The 15,549-nt window shown below is 58.6% G+C and carries 21 protein-coding genes; 20 read left to right on the top strand and 1 reads right to left on the bottom strand.

All coding sequences use genetic code 11. From position 1 onward, the window contains the following. Positions 1 to 3 precede the first annotated feature (3 nt). The 18 genes from rplX to bfr all read left to right on the top strand — a co-directional run bounded on the left by rplX (position 4) and on the right by bfr (position 10,532). The gene (rplX, locus tag ABEH27_RS16915; protein ID WP_003255476.1) at positions 4 to 318 is read left to right on the top strand and encodes a 50S ribosomal protein L24; all 315 of its coding nucleotides are present in this window, start codon (positions 4 to 6) and stop codon (positions 316 to 318) included. Between the two features lie 20 nt (positions 319 to 338). Continuing rightward, entirely contained in the window at positions 339 to 878 is a 540-nt protein-coding gene (gene rplE, locus ABEH27_RS16910) for a 50S ribosomal protein L5 (RefSeq protein ID WP_012316517.1), read from the top strand. A 13-nt stretch (positions 879 to 891) separates the two neighbouring features. Then, on the top strand, positions 892 to 1,197 hold the full coding sequence (rpsN, locus tag ABEH27_RS16905; RefSeq protein WP_008089807.1) for a 30S ribosomal protein S14: 306 nt from the start codon (positions 892 to 894) through the stop codon (positions 1,195 to 1,197). Between the two features lie 209 nt (positions 1,198 to 1,406). Further along, positions 1,407 to 1,799, top strand: a complete 393-nt coding sequence (gene rpsH, locus ABEH27_RS16900; protein WP_008089805.1) for a 30S ribosomal protein S8 — start codon at positions 1,407 to 1,409, stop codon at positions 1,797 to 1,799. A 12-nt stretch (positions 1,800 to 1,811) separates the two neighbouring features. Further along, entirely contained in the window at positions 1,812 to 2,345 is a 534-nt protein-coding gene (gene rplF, locus ABEH27_RS16895; RefSeq protein ID WP_009681972.1) for a 50S ribosomal protein L6, read from the top strand. 10 nt (positions 2,346 to 2,355) lie between these two features. After that, a complete protein-coding gene (rplR, locus tag ABEH27_RS16890) occupies positions 2,356 to 2,706 on the top strand; it encodes a 50S ribosomal protein L18 (protein WP_008089801.1) in 351 nt (116 codons plus the stop codon). Positions 2,707 to 2,709: 3 nt separating this feature from the next. Continuing rightward, positions 2,710 to 3,210, top strand: a complete 501-nt coding sequence (rpsE, locus tag ABEH27_RS16885) for a 30S ribosomal protein S5 (protein ID WP_003255465.1) — start codon at positions 2,710 to 2,712, stop codon at positions 3,208 to 3,210. A 2-nt stretch (positions 3,211 to 3,212) separates the two neighbouring features. Next, a complete protein-coding gene (gene rpmD, locus ABEH27_RS16880; protein ID WP_008089798.1) occupies positions 3,213 to 3,389 on the top strand; it encodes a 50S ribosomal protein L30 in 177 nt (58 codons plus the stop codon). 3 nt (positions 3,390 to 3,392) lie between these two features. Further along, positions 3,393 to 3,827, top strand: coding sequence for a 50S ribosomal protein L15 (rplO, locus tag ABEH27_RS16875; RefSeq protein WP_003255461.1), 435 nt, complete (start codon positions 3,393 to 3,395; stop codon positions 3,825 to 3,827). After that, the gene (secY, locus tag ABEH27_RS16870) at positions 3,828 to 5,159 is read left to right on the top strand and encodes a preprotein translocase subunit SecY (RefSeq protein ID WP_003255459.1); all 1,332 of its coding nucleotides are present in this window, start codon (positions 3,828 to 3,830) and stop codon (positions 5,157 to 5,159) included. A gap of 28 nt (positions 5,160 to 5,187) precedes the next feature. After that, positions 5,188 to 5,304 carry a 50S ribosomal protein L36 gene (gene rpmJ / locus ABEH27_RS16865; protein ID WP_002555468.1) on the top strand — a complete coding sequence of 39 codons (117 nt, stop codon included), beginning with the start codon at positions 5,188 to 5,190 and terminating at the stop codon, positions 5,302 to 5,304. A gap of 131 nt (positions 5,305 to 5,435) precedes the next feature. Beyond that, complete coding sequence (gene rpsM, locus ABEH27_RS16860) at positions 5,436 to 5,792, top strand: 30S ribosomal protein S13 (protein WP_003255457.1); 357 nt, start codon at positions 5,436 to 5,438, stop codon at positions 5,790 to 5,792. An 18-nt stretch (positions 5,793 to 5,810) separates the two neighbouring features. Continuing rightward, entirely contained in the window at positions 5,811 to 6,200 is a 390-nt protein-coding gene (rpsK, locus tag ABEH27_RS16855) for a 30S ribosomal protein S11 (protein WP_003255454.1), read from the top strand. Positions 6,201 to 6,215: 15 nt separating this feature from the next. Continuing rightward, complete coding sequence (gene rpsD, locus ABEH27_RS16850; protein WP_079226347.1) at positions 6,216 to 6,836, top strand: 30S ribosomal protein S4; 621 nt, start codon at positions 6,216 to 6,218, stop codon at positions 6,834 to 6,836. Between the two features lie 22 nt (positions 6,837 to 6,858). Further along, entirely contained in the window at positions 6,859 to 7,860 is a 1,002-nt protein-coding gene (gene rpoA / locus ABEH27_RS16845; RefSeq protein WP_003255452.1) for a DNA-directed RNA polymerase subunit alpha, read from the top strand. Between the two features lie 42 nt (positions 7,861 to 7,902). After that, on the top strand, positions 7,903 to 8,289 hold the full coding sequence (rplQ, locus tag ABEH27_RS16840) for a 50S ribosomal protein L17 (protein ID WP_060478900.1): 387 nt from the start codon (positions 7,903 to 7,905) through the stop codon (positions 8,287 to 8,289). 173 nt (positions 8,290 to 8,462) lie between these two features. Next, a complete protein-coding gene (locus ABEH27_RS16835) occupies positions 8,463 to 9,902 on the top strand; it encodes a catalase (RefSeq protein WP_346614688.1) in 1,440 nt (479 codons plus the stop codon). Between the two features lie 165 nt (positions 9,903 to 10,067). Then, the gene (bfr, locus tag ABEH27_RS16830) at positions 10,068 to 10,532 is read left to right on the top strand and encodes a bacterioferritin (RefSeq protein ID WP_346614687.1); all 465 of its coding nucleotides are present in this window, start codon (positions 10,068 to 10,070) and stop codon (positions 10,530 to 10,532) included. A 68-nt stretch (positions 10,533 to 10,600) separates the two neighbouring features. Here bfr and uvrA read toward each other — a convergent pair whose 3' ends face one another. Next, complete coding sequence (gene uvrA, locus ABEH27_RS16825; RefSeq protein ID WP_346614686.1) at positions 10,601 to 13,435, bottom strand: excinuclease ABC subunit UvrA; 2,835 nt, start codon at positions 13,433 to 13,435, stop codon at positions 10,601 to 10,603. A 129-nt stretch (positions 13,436 to 13,564) separates the two neighbouring features. Here uvrA and ABEH27_RS16820 point away from each other — a divergent pair, with 129 nt between their 5' ends. Together ABEH27_RS16820 and ABEH27_RS16815 are read left to right on the top strand one after the other, a co-directional pair. Further along, positions 13,565 to 14,959, top strand: coding sequence for an MFS transporter (locus tag ABEH27_RS16820; protein ID WP_346614685.1), 1,395 nt, complete (start codon positions 13,565 to 13,567; stop codon positions 14,957 to 14,959). Between the two features lie 9 nt (positions 14,960 to 14,968). Then, positions 14,969 to 15,526: a single-stranded DNA-binding protein gene (locus ABEH27_RS16815; protein ID WP_346614684.1), complete on the top strand. Its 558-nt coding sequence runs from the start codon at positions 14,969 to 14,971 to the stop codon at positions 15,524 to 15,526. Positions 15,527 to 15,549: the final 23 nt, after the last annotated feature.

Raw genomic sequence — 15,549 nt, 5'->3', positions numbered from 1 at the left:
GACATGCAAAAGATTCGTCGTGACGACGAGATCATCGTGATCGCCGGCAAAGACAAAGGTAAGCGCGGTAAGGTGCTGAAGGTTCTCGCTGACGACCGTCTGGTCATCGGTGGTGTGAACCTGGTCAAGCGTCATACCAAGCCTAACCCGATGGCGGGCGTTCAGGGCGGTATCGTCGAAAAAGAAGCGCCTCTGCACGCTTCCAACGTTGCCATTTTCAACGGCGAAACCAACAAGGCTGACCGCGTTGGTTTCAAAGTAGAAGACGGTAAGAAAATTCGTGTCTTCAAGTCGACCCAAAAAGCGGTTGATGCTTGAACACTGCTAGGTAGAAGACCATGGCACGACTGAAAGAGATTTACCGGAACGAAATCGCTCCTAAGCTTAAGGAAGAACTTAAGCTGTCGAACGTGATGGAAGTTCCGCGCGTTACCAAGATCACCCTGAACATGGGTCTGGGCGAAGCGATCGGCGACAAGAAAGTCATCGAGCACGCTGTTGCTGACCTGGAAAAGATCACCGGTCAAAAGCCGGTTGTGACTTTCGCTCGTAAATCCATCGCGGGCTTCAAAGTCCGTGAAGGATGGCCGATCGGCGTCAAGGTGACCCTGCGTCGCGAAAAAATGTACGAGTTCCTGGACCGCCTGCTGGCGATCTCCCTGCCTCGGGTCCGCGACTTCCGCGGCCTGAATGCCAAGTCCTTCGATGGTCGTGGCAACTACAGCATGGGCGTGAAAGAGCAGATCATCTTCCCGGAAATCGATTACGACAAGATCGATGCTCTGCGCGGTTTGGACATCACCCTGACCACCACTGCTCGTTCGGATGACGAAGGCCGCGCTCTGCTGCGTGCATTCAAATTCCCGTTCCGCAACTGATTGGAGTAGGAAAATGGCCAAGAAGAGCATGAAAAACCGCGAGCTGAAGCGTCAGCTCACGGTCGCCAAGTTCGCCAAAAAGCGTGCTGAGCTGAAAGCGACCATCGTCAACGTGAACGCCTCTCCTGAAGAGCGTTTCGCTGCCGTTGTCGCTCTGCAGAAGCAGCCACGTGATGCCAGCGCTGCGCGTCTGCGCAACCGTTGCCGCCTGACCGGTCGTCCTCACGGTGTATACCGTAAGTTCGGCCTGGGCCGTAACATGCTGCGTCAAGCGGCAATGCGTGGCGACGTACCAGGTCTGGTCAAGGCCTCCTGGTAATCGCTGCCGGTGTGATCCCGGTGGAAGGGGAGCAATCTTCCGACCGCCGGTGACCTCGCCAACAAACAAGCCCCTATATGGGGCTTGTTTCGTTTCTACCTTGTGTCTAGAATGACCGGCTCACCCGAGCCTGGGTTTTTTTCCCTGCCTGCTTTGGTGGTTGTGATAGCCGCAAGGCTAATAATTCTTGTATCAGGAGCATCTAGCCCATGAGTATGCAGGACCCGTTAGCGGACATGCTAACTCGCATCCGTAATGCCCAGATGGCTGAAAAGTCCGTCGTAAGCATGCCTTCCTCCACGCTGAAGGTCGCGGTTGCCAAAGTTCTGAAAGACGAAGGTTACATCGCTGGCTACCAGGTTACTGGTGAAGCCAAGCCGTCCCTGTCGATCGAACTCAAGTACTTCGAAGGCCGTCCGGTCATCGAGGAACTGAAGCGTTCCAGCCGTCCTGGCCTGCGCCAGTACAAGTCCGTCACAGACCTGCCGAAAGTTCGTGGCGGCCTGGGCGTGTCTATCGTCTCCACCAACAAAGGTGTGATGACTGACCGCGCTGCGCGCGCTGCCGGTGTCGGCGGCGAAGTTCTGTGCACAGTGTTCTAAGGGGAGATAGGCATGTCTCGCGTCGCTAAGAACCCCGTTAAGCTGCCAGCTGGTGTCGAAGTCAAATTCGCCGGCCAACAGCTTTCGGTGAAGGGTGCCAAAGGCACTCTCGAACTGAACGTTCACTCGTCTGTTGAAGTTACCGAAGAGTCCGGCGAACTGCGTTTCGTCGCCCGCAACGGTGATCAGCAAGCTCGCGCCATGGCCGGTACTACCCGTGCTCTGGTCAACAACATGGTCCAAGGCGTAAGCCAAGGCTTCGAGCGCAAGCTCCAGCTGGTCGGTGTTGGTTACAAGGCACAGGCCAAAGGCACCGTCCTGAACCTGGCTCTGGGCTTCTCGCATCCAGTGGACTACGAACTGCCAGCCGGCATCACTGCTGAAACTCCCAGCCAAACCGACATCCTGATCAAGGGTATCGACAAGCAGCTGGTAGGTCAGGTGGCCGCTGAAATCCGCGACTTCCGTCCGCCAGAGCCTTACAAAGGTAAAGGTGTGCGTTACGCGGACGAAGTAGTCCGTCGTAAAGAAGCCAAGAAGAAGTAGGGCCTAGCAAATGACCGACAAAAAAGTTACTCGACTGCGTCGCGCTCGCAAAGCACGTCTCAAGATGCACGAACTCGAAGTCGTGCGCCTGTGCGTGTTCCGCTCCTCGCAGCACATCTACGCCCAGGTCATTTCGGCCGACGGCAGCAAGGTTCTGGCAAGCGCCTCGACCTTGGACAAAGACCTGCGTGATGGCGCCACCGGCAACATCGACGCGGCCACTAAGGTTGGCAAGCTGGTAGCTGAGCGTGCGAAAGCCGCCGGTGTATCTCAAGTTGCCTTTGACCGTTCCGGCTTCAAGTACCATGGCCGCGTCAAAGCGCTGGCTGATGCTGCTCGTGAAGGCGGGCTGGAGTTCTAAGTTATGGCAAATAACGATCAAAAGCGCGACGAAGGCTACATCGAGAAGCTGGTTCAAGTTAACCGCGTAGCTAAAACCGTTAAAGGCGGCCGTATCTTCACCTTCACCGCGTTGACCGTGGTTGGTGATGGTAAGGGTCGTGTCGGCTTCGGCCGTGGCAAATCGCGCGAAGTACCTGCCGCGATCCAGAAAGCCATGGAAGCTGCTCGTCGCAACATGATCCAGGTTGACCTGAAGGGCACCACCCTGCAGTACGCCACCAAGGCTGCCCACGGCGCCTCGAAGGTTTACATGCAGCCTGCCTCGGAAGGTACCGGTATCATCGCCGGCGGCGCTATGCGTGCTGTCCTGGAAGTTGCTGGTGTTCAGAACGTCCTGGCCAAGTGCTACGGTTCGACCAACCCAGTGAACGTGGTTTACGCCACCTTCAAGGGTCTGAAAGCCATGCAATCTCCTGAGTCCATTGCTGCCAAGCGCGGCAAGAGCGTTGAGGAGATCTTCTGATCATGGCAACCGTAAAAGTAACGCTGATCAAGAGCGTCTCGGGCCGTATTCCTAACCACAAACTGTGCGTTAAAGGTCTGGGTCTGCGTCGCATCGGTCACACTGTAGAAGTCCAGGATACTCCCGAGAATCGCGGGATGATCAACAAGGCTTACTACATGCTGCGCGTCGAGGGTTAATCGATGAAACTCAATGATCTGAGTCCAGCGCCGGGTTCCCGTCGCGAAAAGCATCGTCCGGGTCGTGGTATCGGTAGCGGTCTGGGTAAGACCGGCGGCCGTGGCCACAAAGGTCAGACTTCCCGTTCGGGTGGTTCGATCGCTCCGGGCTTCGAAGGCGGTCAACAGCCGCTGCACCGTCGCCTGCCGAAATTCGGCTTCGTTTCCCTGAAGGCCATGGACCGCGCAGAAGTGCGTCTGTCCGAGCTGGCTAAAGTGGAAGGCGACGTGATCTCCGTGCAATCCCTGAAGGATGCCAACGTGATCAACCAGCACATTCAGCGTGTGAAAATCATGCTGTCTGGCGAAGTTACTCGCGCAGTCACCATCAAGGGCATCGCAGCCACCAAGGGTGCGCGTGCGGCTATCGAAGCAGCTGGCGGCAAATTCGAGGAATAAATGGCTAAGCAAGGTGCTCTCTCTTCGCTCGGTAAGGGCGGGATGTCGGAACTCTGGGCTCGTCTGCGCTTTCTGTTCATGGCGATCATCGTCTATCGGATAGGTGCGCATATCCCGGTTCCCGGCATCAATCCGGACCGTCTGGCGGATCTGTTTCGGCAGAATGAGGGGACCATTCTTAGCTTGTTCAACATGTTTTCCGGTGGCGCGCTCGAACGCATGAGCATCTTTGCACTGGGGATCATGCCGTACATCTCGGCATCGATCATCATGCAGCTGATGACAGCGGTCAGCCCGCAACTGGAGCAGTTGAAGAAGGAAGGTGAAGCTGGCCGTCGCAAGATCAGCCAGTACACCCGCTACGGCACCGTTATCCTGGCGCTGGTCCAAGCCATTGGCATGTCCATTGGCCTGGCCAACCAGGGCGTGGCGTTTTCTGCAGGCCTCGGCTTCCATGTCGTCGCCGTCTCCACCTTTGTGGCAGGCGCGATGTTCATGATGTGGCTGGGCGAGCAGATCACCGAGCGCGGTGTGGGCAACGGTATCTCGATGTTGATCTTCGCAGGTATCGTTGCCGGTCTTCCGAGAGCAATCGGGCAGTCTTTCGAGTCTGCGCGCACAGGCGATATCAACATTTTCGCCCTGGTCGCTATCGGTTTGCTGGCAGTAGCGATTATCGGTTTCGTGGTGTTCATTGAGCGTGGTCAGCGTCGTATCGCCGTTCACTACGCCAAGCGTCAGCAGGGCCGCAAGGTCTTCGCTGCGCAGACCAGCCACTTGCCGCTGAAAGTGAACATGGCGGGGGTTATCCCGGCCATTTTCGCGAGCAGCATTCTGCTGTTCCCGGCTTCGTTGGGTGCCTGGTTCGGTCAGTCCGAAGGTATGGGCTGGCTGCAGGACATCTCGCAGTCGATCGCTCCTGGTCAGCCGTTGAACATTCTGCTGTTTAGTGCAGGGATCATTTTCTTCTGCTTCTTCTACACAGCGTTGATGTTCAACCCGAAAGACGTAGCGGAAAACCTGAAGAAGTCCGGTGCCTTTATTCCGGGTATCCGTCCTGGTGAGCAGTCGGCGCGCTACATTGATGGCGTTCTGACCCGTTTGACCATGTTCGGTGCTCTATACATGATGGCCGTATGCCTTCTGCCCCAGTTCCTGGTGGTGGCAGCAAATGTGCCGTTCTACCTTGGCGGGACCTCGTTGCTGATTGTGGTAGTGGTTGTGATGGACTTCATGTCCCAAGTACAATCGCACCTCGTTTCGCACCAGTACGAATCCCTGATGAAGAAAGCCAACCTGAAAGGCTACGGTGGCAGCGGTCTGCTGCGCTGATACGCCCCTAAGGTTCGAGGAGTCGGTAATGAAAGTTCGTGCATCGGTGAAAAAGCTGTGCCGTAACTGCAAGATCATCCGTCGCGAAGGCGTCGTACGAGTGATCTGCAGCGCGGAACCGCGTCACAAACAGCGCCAAGGCTGAGTGTGATCTGCGTTTCAAACCCAGCAGCTAGTGTGCTGCTGGGTTGATTATTCGTTTCTACAGCGATATTATCTCGCGCCCTATTTCTTGGCTTCCGGGGCGTAGGTAGCTGTCAATTGGAGTCCCACTGAATGGCCCGTATTGCAGGCGTCAACATTCCAGATAACAAGCATACTGTTATCTCGCTGACCTACATCTATGGTGTCGGTCGCACAACTGCACAGAAGATCTGTGCAGACGCTGGCGTAAATCCAGCCGCAAAGATCAAGGATCTGAGCGACGAGCAAATCGAAACCCTGCGTGGCGAAGTTGCGAAGTTCACCACCGAAGGTGACCTGCGTCGTGACATCAACATGAAGATCAAGCGCTTGATGGACCTGGGTTGCTACCGCGGCCTGCGTCATCGTAAAGGTCTGCCGGTTCGCGGTCAGCGCACCAAGACCAACGCACGCACCCGTAAGGGCCCGCGTAAGCCGATCCGCAAGTAATCGCCCAGGAATATAGACATGGCAAAACCTGCTGCTCGTCCTCGTAAGAAAGTCAAAAAGACAGTGGTTGATGGCATCGCCCACATCCACGCTTCTTTCAACAACACCATCGTGACCATCACCGACCGTCAGGGCAATGCTTTGTCCTGGGCGACCTCCGGTGGTTCGGGTTTCCGTGGTTCGCGCAAATCCACCCCGTTCGCAGCACAGATCGCTGCTGAGCGTGCTGGTCAAGCTGCGCTGGAATACGGTCTGAAAAACCTCGACGTTAACGTCAAGGGTCCAGGTCCAGGTCGTGAGTCCGCCGTTCGTGCATTGAACAGCTGCGGGTACAAGATCGCCAGCATCACCGACGTGACGCCAATCCCGCATAACGGGTGCCGTCCGCCGAAGAAGCGCCGCGTGTAATCAGGAGACAGAAGAATGGCACGTTACATTGGTCCAAAATGCAAACTGTCTCGTCGTGAAGGCACTGACCTGTTCCTGAAGAGCGGCGTTCGCGCTCTGGAATCGAAGTGCAACATCGAAGCAGCCCCAGGTATCCACGGCCAGCGCCGTGGCCGTCAGTCCGACTACGGTACCCAGCTGCGCGAGAAACAAAAAGTCCGTCGTATCTACGGTGTTCTGGAGCGTCAGTTCCGCGGTTACTACCAAGCTGCTGCCTCGAAAAAAGGCGCAACCGGTGAGAACCTGCTGCAACTGCTCGAGTGCCGTCTGGATAACGTCGTTTACCGTATGGGCTTCGGCTCGACTCGTTCCGAGTCCCGTCAGCTGGTTTCGCACAAAGCGATCAGCGTCAACGGTAAGACTGTAAACATTCCATCCTACCAAGTTCGTCCGGGTGACGTGGTCGCGGTTCGCGAGAAGTCGCTGAGCCAGCTGCGCATTGTTCAAGCCCTTGAACTGTGCGCCCAGCGTGGCCGCGTTGAGTGGGTAGACGTTGATACTGCCAAGAAGTCGGGCGTTTTCAAGAACGTTCCTGCTCGTGGCGACCTGTCTGCCGACATCAACGAAAACCTGATTGTCGAGCTCTACTCCAAGTAAGGGCTAGAAAATAGGTGCATCCATGCAGATTTCGGTAAATGAGTTCCTGACTCCCCGCCACATTGATGTGCAGGTAGTCAGTCCGACCCGCGCCAAGATCACGCTCGAGCCTCTCGAGCGTGGCTTCGGCCATACCCTGGGCAACGCGCTGCGCCGCATCCTGTTGTCCTCCATGCCTGGCTGTGCAGTAGTCGAGGCCGAGATCGATGGCGTACTCCATGAGTACTCCGCGATCGAAGGTGTACAGGAAGACGTAATTGAAATCCTGTTGAACCTGAAAGGCCTGGCTATCAAGCTGCACGGTCGTGACGAAGTTACGCTGACCTTGTCGAAAAAGGGTTCGGGGGTGGTTACCGCTGCCGATATTCAGCTGGATCACGATGTCGAGATCGTCAACCCCGATCACGTAATCGCGAACCTGGCGTCGAATGGCGCCCTGAACATGAAGCTCACTGTAGCTCGTGGTCGCGGTTACGAGCCGGCTGACTCCCGTCAAACCGACGAAGACGAAAGCCGTAGCATTGGCCGTCTGCAGTTGGACGCTTCGTTCAGCCCTGTGCGTCGTATCGCCTATGTGGTCGAAAACGCCCGTGTTGAACAGCGTACCAACTTGGACAAGCTGGTCATTGATCTGGAAACCAACGGCACCCTGGATCCTGAAGAGGCAATCCGTCGCGCTGCGACCATCCTGCAACAGCAGCTGGCCGCGTTCGTCGACCTCAAAGGTGACAGTGAGCCTGTCGTAGTCGAGCAGGAAGACGAGATCGATCCGATCCTGCTGCGTCCGGTTGACGACCTGGAACTGACTGTACGTTCGGCCAACTGCCTCAAGGCGGAGAACATCTACTACATCGGCGACCTGATTCAGCGTACCGAAGTAGAGCTGTTGAAGACTCCTAACCTGGGTAAGAAGTCCCTGACTGAAATCAAGGACGTCCTGGCCTCTCGTGGTCTGTCTCTCGGCATGCGCCTCGACAACTGGCCGCCTGCAAGTCTTAAGAAAGACGACAAGGCGACCGCCTGATCGTCGTAATCACCGAACGTAGTGTTTGGTAAGGAATGAATCATGCGTCATCGTAAAAGTGGACGTCACCTGAGCCGTACCAGCTCTCACCGCAAAGCTATGTTCCAGAACATGGCTGTGTCGTTGATCGAGCACGAGCTGATCAAAACCACCCTGCCGAAAGCCAAGGAACTGCGCCGCGTTGCCGAGCCGCTGATCACCCTGGCCAAGGAAGACAGCGTTGCTAACCGTCGTCTGGCCTTCGACCGTACCCGTTCGAAGACCGCTGTTGGCAAACTGTTCAACGATCTGGGCAAGCGCTACGCCACCCGTCAGGGCGGCTACCTGCGCATCCTGAAGTGCGGTTTCCGCGCTGGCGACAACGCGCCTATGGCGTACGTCGAGCTGGTTGATCGTCCAGTCGGTGGTGCTGTAGAAGCTGCCGAGTAAGACGTTCTGTCTGCTACAGAAAACCGGGCCTAGTGCCCGGTTTTTTGTGTCTGCAGGTATTGTTTATTTCTATTGATACAACTCATGTAATGAATTTGTTCTGAAACGACCGCTCGTCAATACTCCTGTCCAAGCCGATTTAGCCGGCAGTTCAAGACCGATAAGGAGAGCCCATGAGCAAGATTCTCACCACCGCCAGCGGTGCCCCAGTAGCTGACAACCAGAATTCCCGCTCTGCCGGCCCACGCGGCCCGCTGCTACTCGACGATTTCCACCTGATCGAGAAGCTCGCCCACTTCAATCGCGAGAACATTCCCGAGCGTCGCGTTCACGCCAAGGGTTCAGGCGCCTATGGCACCTTTACCGTTACTCGCGACATCACTCAATACACCAGTGCCAAGCTGTTCGAACAGATCGGCAAGCAAACCGAAACGTTCCTGCGGTTCTCTACCGTCGGTGGCGAGCGCGGTTCGGCTGATACCGAACGGGACCCTCGCGGCTTTGCGGTCAAGTTCTACACAGAAGAAGGCAACTGGGACATCGTGGGCAACAACACCCCGGTGTTCTTTATCCGTGACCCGCTCAAGTTCCCGGACTTTATCCACACCCAGAAGCGCCACCCGCAGTCCAACCTGAAGAGCGCACAGATGATGTGGGACTTCTGGTCGCATTCGCCCGAGGCGCTGCACCAGGTCACCATCCTGTTTTCTGATCGTGGCATCCCGGACGGCTACCGTCACATGCACGGTTTCGGCAGCCACACCTACAGCCTGATCAGCGCTGCTGGCGAGCGTACTTGGGTCAAATGGCACTTCAAGACCCAGCAGGGCATCAAGAACCTGGCGCCTGCCGATGCCGCACGCCTGGCCGGTACTGACCCGGACTACGCCCAGCGTGACCTGTTCGAGGCCATCGAGCGCGGCGATTACCCACGTTGGACCGTGTGCATTCAGGTAATGAGCGAGGCCGAGGCGGCGAGCCGCGACGAAAACCCGTTCGATGTCACCAAAACCTGGTCGCAGAAAGACTACCCCCTGATCGAAGTAGGCGTGCTGGAACTCAACCGTAACCCGCTCAACTATTTCGCAGAGGTCGAGCAGGCTGCATTCGGGCCGAGCAACATGGTGCCGGGCGTGGGCCTGTCGCCCGACCGTATGTTGCAAGGCCGTGTGTTTGCCTATGCCGATGCGCACCGCTACCGCGTGGGTACCAACCACCAGCAGCTGCCGGTCAATGCGCCGCGTTGCCCGGTGAACAGCTACCAGCGGGACGGTTCGATGGCGGTGGGCAGCTACGGCAGTGCGCCCAACTATGAACCCAACAGCTATGGCGATGCGCCAAAGCAGTCGCCACGCCACGCGGAACCTGCGCTGGCCCTGAACGGTTCTGCGGATCGCTATGATCACCGCGAGGACAACGACTACTACAGCCACGCCGGTGCGCTGTTCCGCCTGATGAGTGACGAACAACAGGCACTGCTGATCAGCAACATTGCAGGGACCATGGCAGGCGTCAGCGAAGACGTCATCCAGCGGCAATTGCAATACTTCTTCAAGGCCGACCCGGCCTACGGAGAAGGGATCGCGAAGGCCTTGGGTGTGAATCTCGCCTGACTCGAAGTGATAAGAAGAACCGCCCTCATTTGGGCGGTTTTTCAATGAATATCACTACTGTTTAACCGATTTTTTGCTTCTAATTGCGCGGTTTTCAGTGACCGCCAGCAATTCCTGGTTCACACTATGTTCCCTATAGACGTATCCACAGGGAGAAGCAGGGCGATGCAAGGTCACCCGGACGTAATCAATTACCTCGTCATGTTGCTGAAGGGCGAACTGGCAGCACGCGACCAATACTTCATTCACTCGCGCATGTACGAAGACTGGGGCCTGGCCAAGCTCTACGAACGTATCAACCACGAGATGGAAGAAGAGACTCAGCACGCCGACGCGCTGATGCGCCGTATCCTGATGCTCGAAGGCACCCCCGACATGCGCGCGGATGACCTGGAAGTAGGCAGCACCGTGCCGGAAATGATCGAGGCCGACCTCAAGCTTGAGTACAAGGTCCGCGCTGCATTGTGCAAAGGCATCGAGCTGTGCGAGTTGCACAAGGATTACATCAGCCGCGACATCCTGCGCGCGCAATTGGCCGATACCGAAGAAGATCACACCTACTGGCTGGAGAAGCAGCAGGGCCTGATCAAGGCCATCGGCCTGGAAAACTACCTGCAATCGCAGATGTAAGTTATCCACAGCCCACGAAAAAGCCCCTGGCACCATCGGTACCAGGGGCTTTTTCATGCACAGGCTTTTCAGGCCCGGTCACGCTCCAGCAGTGGTTTGAGGTAATGCCCTGTATAGGACTGCTTCATCTTGGCCAGTTCCTCCGGGGTGCCACTGGCAATGATCTGCCCACCCTTGGAGCCCCCCTCCGGTCCCAGGTCCACCAACCAGTCGGCTGTCTTGATCACGTCCAGGTTGTGCTCGATCACCACCACGGTGTTGCCGTGATCGCGCAGGCGGTGCAGGACATCGAGCAACTGCTGAATATCGGCGAAGTGCAGGCCTGTGGTCGGCTCGTCGAGGATGTACAGGGTCTTGCCGGTGTCGCGCTTGGACAGCTCGCGGGACAACTTGACGCGCTGCGCCTCACCGCCGGACAAGGTTGTCGCCGACTGCCCCAGCTTGATGTACGACAGGCCGACGTCCATCAGCGTCTGCAGCTTGCGCGCCAACGCTGGCACCGCGTCGAAGAACTCGCGGGCATCCTCGATGGTCATTTCCAGCACCTCGTGGATGTTCTTGCCCTTGTACTTGATCTCCAGGGTTTCGCGGTTGTAGCGCTTGCTCTTGCACACATCGCACGGCACGTAGATATCCGGCAGGAAGTGCATTTCGACCTTGATCAGGCCGTCGCCCTGGCAAGCCTCGCAACGCCCACCTTTGACGTTGAAGGAAAAACGGCCTGGGCCGTAGCCGCGTGAGCGCGACTCCGGCACACCGGAGAACAGCTCGCGGATGGGCGTGAAGATGCCGGTATAGGTCGCCGGGTTCGAGCGCGGGGTGCGGCCGATCGGGCTCTGGTCGATATCGACCACCTTGTCCAGGTGCTGCAGGCCATCCATGTTGGTGTGTGGCGCGGCTTCCAGGCTGCTTGCGCCGTTCAGGGCGGTGGCGGCGAGGGGGTAAAGCGTGTTGTTGATCAGCGTCGATTTGCCGGAGCCCGATACACCCGTCACGCATGTCAGCAGGCCGATCGGGATTTCCAGGTCGACGTTCTGCAGGTTGTTGCCGCGGGCACCCTTGAGCTTCAGCGACAGCTTCTTGTTACGCGGTGTACGTTTGGCCGGCACGGCGATCTTCTTGCGACCGGATAGGTATTTGCCGGTCAGCGAGTCAGGATGGTCCATGACCTCCTGCGGTGTCCCCTCAGCGACGATCTGGCCACCATGCACACCGGCACCCGGGCCGATGTCCACAACGTAGTCAGCCAGGCGGATGGCGTCTTCATCGTGCTCGACCACGATCACCGTGTTACCCAGATCGCGCAGGTGGTTGAGGGTGGCGAGCAGGCGGTCGTTGTCCCGTTGATGAAGACCGATGGACGGTTCATCAAGGATGTACATCACGCCGACCAGGCCTGCGCCGATCTGGCTGGCAAGGCGGATCCGCTGTGCTTCGCCGCCCGACAGCGTGTCGGCACTGCGGTCGAGGGTGAGGTAATCCAGGCCCACGTTGACCAGGAACTGCAGGCGTTCGCAGATTTCCTTGAGAATCTTCGAGGCGATTTCGCCCCGACGCCCGGTCAGTGTCAGTTCGCCGAAATAATTGCTGGCTTCGCCAATTGGCAGGTTGGTTACCGCCGGCAGGGTCTTCTCGCCAACCCAGACGTGACGCGCTTCACGGCGCAGGCGGGTGCCGCGGCAGTCGGGGCAGGGCTGGGTGCCGAGGAACTTGGCCAGCTCCTCACGCACGGTGGCCGACTCGGTCTCGCGGTAGCGTCGCTCCAGGTTTGGCACGATGCCTTCGAACGGGTGCGTGCGTTTGACGATGTCGCCACGGTCGTTGAGGTACTTGAAGTCGACGCTCTGCTTGCCGCTGCCTTGCAAAATCACCTTCTGGTGGTCGGCAGGCAGCTCGCCGAACGGTTCTTCCAGGCTGAAGCCGTAATGCGCGGCCAGCGAGCCGAGCATCTGGAAGTAATAGACGTTGCGCCTGTCCCAGCCGCGGATCGCCCCTTCGGCCAGGGTCAGCTCAGTGTTGACCAGTCGCTTGGTGTCGAAGAACTGCTTCACCCCCAGGCCATCGCAGGTCGGGCAGGCGCCGGCGGGGTTGTTGAAGGAGAACAGCTTGGGCTCCAGCTCACTGATCGCGTGGCCGCAGACCGGGCAGGCGAAGCGGGCGGAGAAGATCGTCTCTTCGCCTTCCTCGTCGTCCATCGGTGCCACCAGGGCAATACCGTCGGCCAGCTTGAGCGCGGTCTCGAACGACTCGGCCAGGCGCTGCTGCAGGTCGGCGCGCACCTTGAAGCGGTCCACCACCACATCGATGCTGTGCTTCTTCTGCTTGTCCAGCTTGGGCAGTTCGTCGAGCTCGTACAGCTTGCCGTTGACCCGTGCGCGCACGAAGCCCTGGGCGCGCAGCTCGTCGAACACCGCCAGGTGCTCACCTTTGCGCTCGCGGATAACCGGCGCCAGCAGCATCAGCTTGCTGCCCTCGGGCCGCTCCAGCACCAGGTCGACCATCTGGCTGATGGTTTGCGCTTCCAGCGGAATATCGTGGTCTGGGCAACGCGGGGTACCCACGCGGGCATACAGCAGGCGCAGGTAGTCGTAGATCTCGGTGATGGTGCCGACGGTGGAACGCGGGTTGTGCGAAGTCGACTTCTGCTCGATGGAAATGGCCGGCGACAAGCCTTCGATGGTGTCGACGTCGGGCTTTTCCATCATCGACAGGAACTGCCGGGCGTAGGCCGACAGCGATTCCACATAGCGGCGCTGGCCTTCGGCGTACAACGTATCGAACGCCAGGGACGACTTGCCGGAACCGGACAAACCGGTGATCACGATCAGCTTGTCCCGCGGCAGGGTCAGGTCGATGTTCTTCAGGTTGTGGGTACGTGCCCCACGAATCAGGATCTTGTCCACTGCGGCCTCGCTCGGCGGGCATAAACAAGGAAGTATACGGCGCGCTGCCAGTACGCGGCAAAGCGTCGCGTAGATGCCGTCAAGCTGTCGGACTGATAGAATCGCCGCCGGTTCACACGAGGTTAATCCATGCACGACACCCACAACGAACGCATGAGTGGCAGCGAAACCCGCGCCGCTAGCGGCCTTGCCCTGGTCTTTGCCTTTCGTATGCTGGGCATGTTCATGGTCTTGCCGGTGCTGGCCACCTACGGCATGGACCTGGCCGGCGCCACGCCCGCGCTGATCGGCCTGGCCATTGGCGCCTACGGCCTGACCCAGGCGTTCCTGCAGATCCCGTTCGGGGTGATCTCCGACCGCATCGGCCGCCGCCCGGTCATCTATGTGGGCCTGGTGATCTTTGCCCTCGGCAGTGTACTGGCGGCCCAGGCCGACTCCATATGGGGCGTGATCGCCGGGCGCATCCTGCAGGGCGCGGGGGCGATTTCCGCTGCGGTGATGGCGCTGCTGTCCGACCTTACCCGCGAACAGCACCGCACCAAGGCCATGGCCATGATCGGCATGAGCATCGGCCTGTCGTTCGCCGTGGCGATGGTCGTCGGCCCGCTGCTCACCAGTGCCTTCGGCTTGTCAGGATTGTTCCTGGCAACTGCAGGACTTGCCCTGGTCGGCATCCTGCTAATCGCCTTCGTCGTGCCCAACACCCACAGTACCTTGCAGCACCGCGAATCGGGGGTCGCCCGCCAGGCCCTAGGCCCAACCCTGCGCCATCCGGACCTTCTGCGCCTGGACATCGGTATCTTCATCCTCCATGCCATCCTCATGGCCAGCTTCGTCGCGCTGCCCCTGGCGTTCGTCGAACGCGGTGGCCTGCCCAAGGAAGAGCACTGGTGGGTATACCTGACCGCGCTGTTCGTCTCATTTTTTGCAATGGTCCCGTTCATCATCTATGGCGAAAAAAAGCGCAAGATGAAACGCGTGCTGGCTGGGGCGGTCAGTGTGCTGCTGCTGGTGGAGGTGTTCTTCTGGCAGTGGGCTGACAACTTGCGCGGACTGGTGATTGGCACCGTGGTATTCTTTACTGCATTCAACCTGCTGGAGGCATCGCTGCCTTCGCTGGTGAGCAAGGTGTCACCTGCTGGTGGCAAAGGGACGGCGATGGGGGTGTATTCCACCAGCCAGTTCCTTGGCGCCGCGCTGGGAGGAATCCTCGGTGGCTGGTTGTTCCAGCACGGTGGGCTGAACACGGTGTTCCTCGGTTGTGCAGTGCTGTGTGCCGTATGGCTGGTGGTCGCTTTGCGCATGAACGAGCCGCCGTATGTGACCAGCCTGCGCATGCCGCTGACGCCTGAGGCAGTCCGGGAAGCCGGCCTGACCGAACGCCTGCTGGCCGTGCCGGGTGTGACCGACGCCGTTGTGGTGGCAGAAGAAGCTGCCATCTATATCAAACTGGATACGAAAATTTTGGACCGTGCGACCCTCGAGCGTCTGGTAAACCCAGCCTCTTCGGCGTGCGAAGCCTAGGAGAACGTTATGGCCCGTGGGGTTAACAAAGTCATTCTGGTCGGCACCTGTGGCCAGGATCCCGAAGTCCGCTACCTGCCCAACGGTAACGCCGTGACCAACCTGAGCCTGGCTACCAGCGAGCAGTGGACCGACAAGCAGTCGGGCCAGAAGGTCGAGCGTACCGAGTGGCACCGTGTGTCGATGTTCGGCAAGGTTGCCGAAATCGCTGGCGAATACCTGCGCAAGGGTTCGCAGGTGTACATCGAAGGCAAGCTGCAGACCCGCGAGTGGGAAAAAGACGGTATCAAGCGTTACACCACTGAGATCATCGTCGACATGCAGGGCACCATGCAGCTGCTTGGCGGCCGTCCGCAAAACCAGCAAGGTGGCGGCGACCAGTACAACCAGGGTGGTGGTAACAACTACAACCAGGGTGGCCAGCAGCAACAGTACAACCAGGCCCCGCAACAACAACGTCAGCAGGCCCCGCGCCCGCAACAGGCCCAGCAGCGCCCAGCGCCGCAACAGCCAGCACCGCAGCCGGCGGCTGACTTTGACAGCTTTGATGACGATATTCCGTTCTGATAAAAACGGTCAGGCGTCGCGCT

It is taken from the genome of Pseudomonas sp. P39-UII1 (assembly GCF_039672635.1).
GTDB lineage: Bacteria > Pseudomonadota > Gammaproteobacteria > Pseudomonadales > Pseudomonadaceae > Aquipseudomonas.
This window is presented reverse-complemented; position numbering and strand designations above follow the sequence as displayed.

Coding starts and splice junctions, on each gene's coding strand:
- ABEH27_RS16835 (WP_346614688.1), top strand. CDS start 8,463: ATGAGCAAGATTCTCACCACCGCCAGCGGTGCCCCAGTAGCTGACAAC.
- ABEH27_RS16820 (WP_346614685.1), top strand. CDS start 13,565: ATGCACGACACCCACAACGAACGCATGAGTGGCAGCGAAACCCGCGCC.
- rplE (WP_012316517.1), top strand. CDS start 339: ATGGCACGACTGAAAGAGATTTACCGGAACGAAATCGCTCCTAAGCTT.
- rpsM (WP_003255457.1), top strand. CDS start 5,436: ATGGCCCGTATTGCAGGCGTCAACATTCCAGATAACAAGCATACTGTT.
- rpmD (WP_008089798.1), top strand. CDS start 3,213: ATGGCAACCGTAAAAGTAACGCTGATCAAGAGCGTCTCGGGCCGTATT.
- rplR (WP_008089801.1), top strand. CDS start 2,356: ATGACCGACAAAAAAGTTACTCGACTGCGTCGCGCTCGCAAAGCACGT.
- rpoA (WP_003255452.1), top strand. CDS start 6,859: ATGCAGATTTCGGTAAATGAGTTCCTGACTCCCCGCCACATTGATGTG.
- rpsD (WP_079226347.1), top strand. CDS start 6,216: ATGGCACGTTACATTGGTCCAAAATGCAAACTGTCTCGTCGTGAAGGC.
- rpsH (WP_008089805.1), top strand. CDS start 1,407: ATGAGTATGCAGGACCCGTTAGCGGACATGCTAACTCGCATCCGTAAT.
- rpsK (WP_003255454.1), top strand. CDS start 5,811: ATGGCAAAACCTGCTGCTCGTCCTCGTAAGAAAGTCAAAAAGACAGTG.
- rplF (WP_009681972.1), top strand. CDS start 1,812: ATGTCTCGCGTCGCTAAGAACCCCGTTAAGCTGCCAGCTGGTGTCGAA.
- rpsE (WP_003255465.1), top strand. CDS start 2,710: ATGGCAAATAACGATCAAAAGCGCGACGAAGGCTACATCGAGAAGCTG.
- rplQ (WP_060478900.1), top strand. CDS start 7,903: ATGCGTCATCGTAAAAGTGGACGTCACCTGAGCCGTACCAGCTCTCAC.
- rplO (WP_003255461.1), top strand. CDS start 3,393: ATGAAACTCAATGATCTGAGTCCAGCGCCGGGTTCCCGTCGCGAAAAG.
- bfr (WP_346614687.1), top strand. CDS start 10,068: ATGCAAGGTCACCCGGACGTAATCAATTACCTCGTCATGTTGCTGAAG.
- secY (WP_003255459.1), top strand. CDS start 3,828: ATGGCTAAGCAAGGTGCTCTCTCTTCGCTCGGTAAGGGCGGGATGTCG.
- ABEH27_RS16815 (WP_346614684.1), top strand. CDS start 14,969: ATGGCCCGTGGGGTTAACAAAGTCATTCTGGTCGGCACCTGTGGCCAG.
- rpmJ (WP_002555468.1), top strand. CDS start 5,188: ATGAAAGTTCGTGCATCGGTGAAAAAGCTGTGCCGTAACTGCAAGATC.
- rplX (WP_003255476.1), top strand. CDS start 4: ATGCAAAAGATTCGTCGTGACGACGAGATCATCGTGATCGCCGGCAAA.
- rpsN (WP_008089807.1), top strand. CDS start 892: ATGGCCAAGAAGAGCATGAAAAACCGCGAGCTGAAGCGTCAGCTCACG.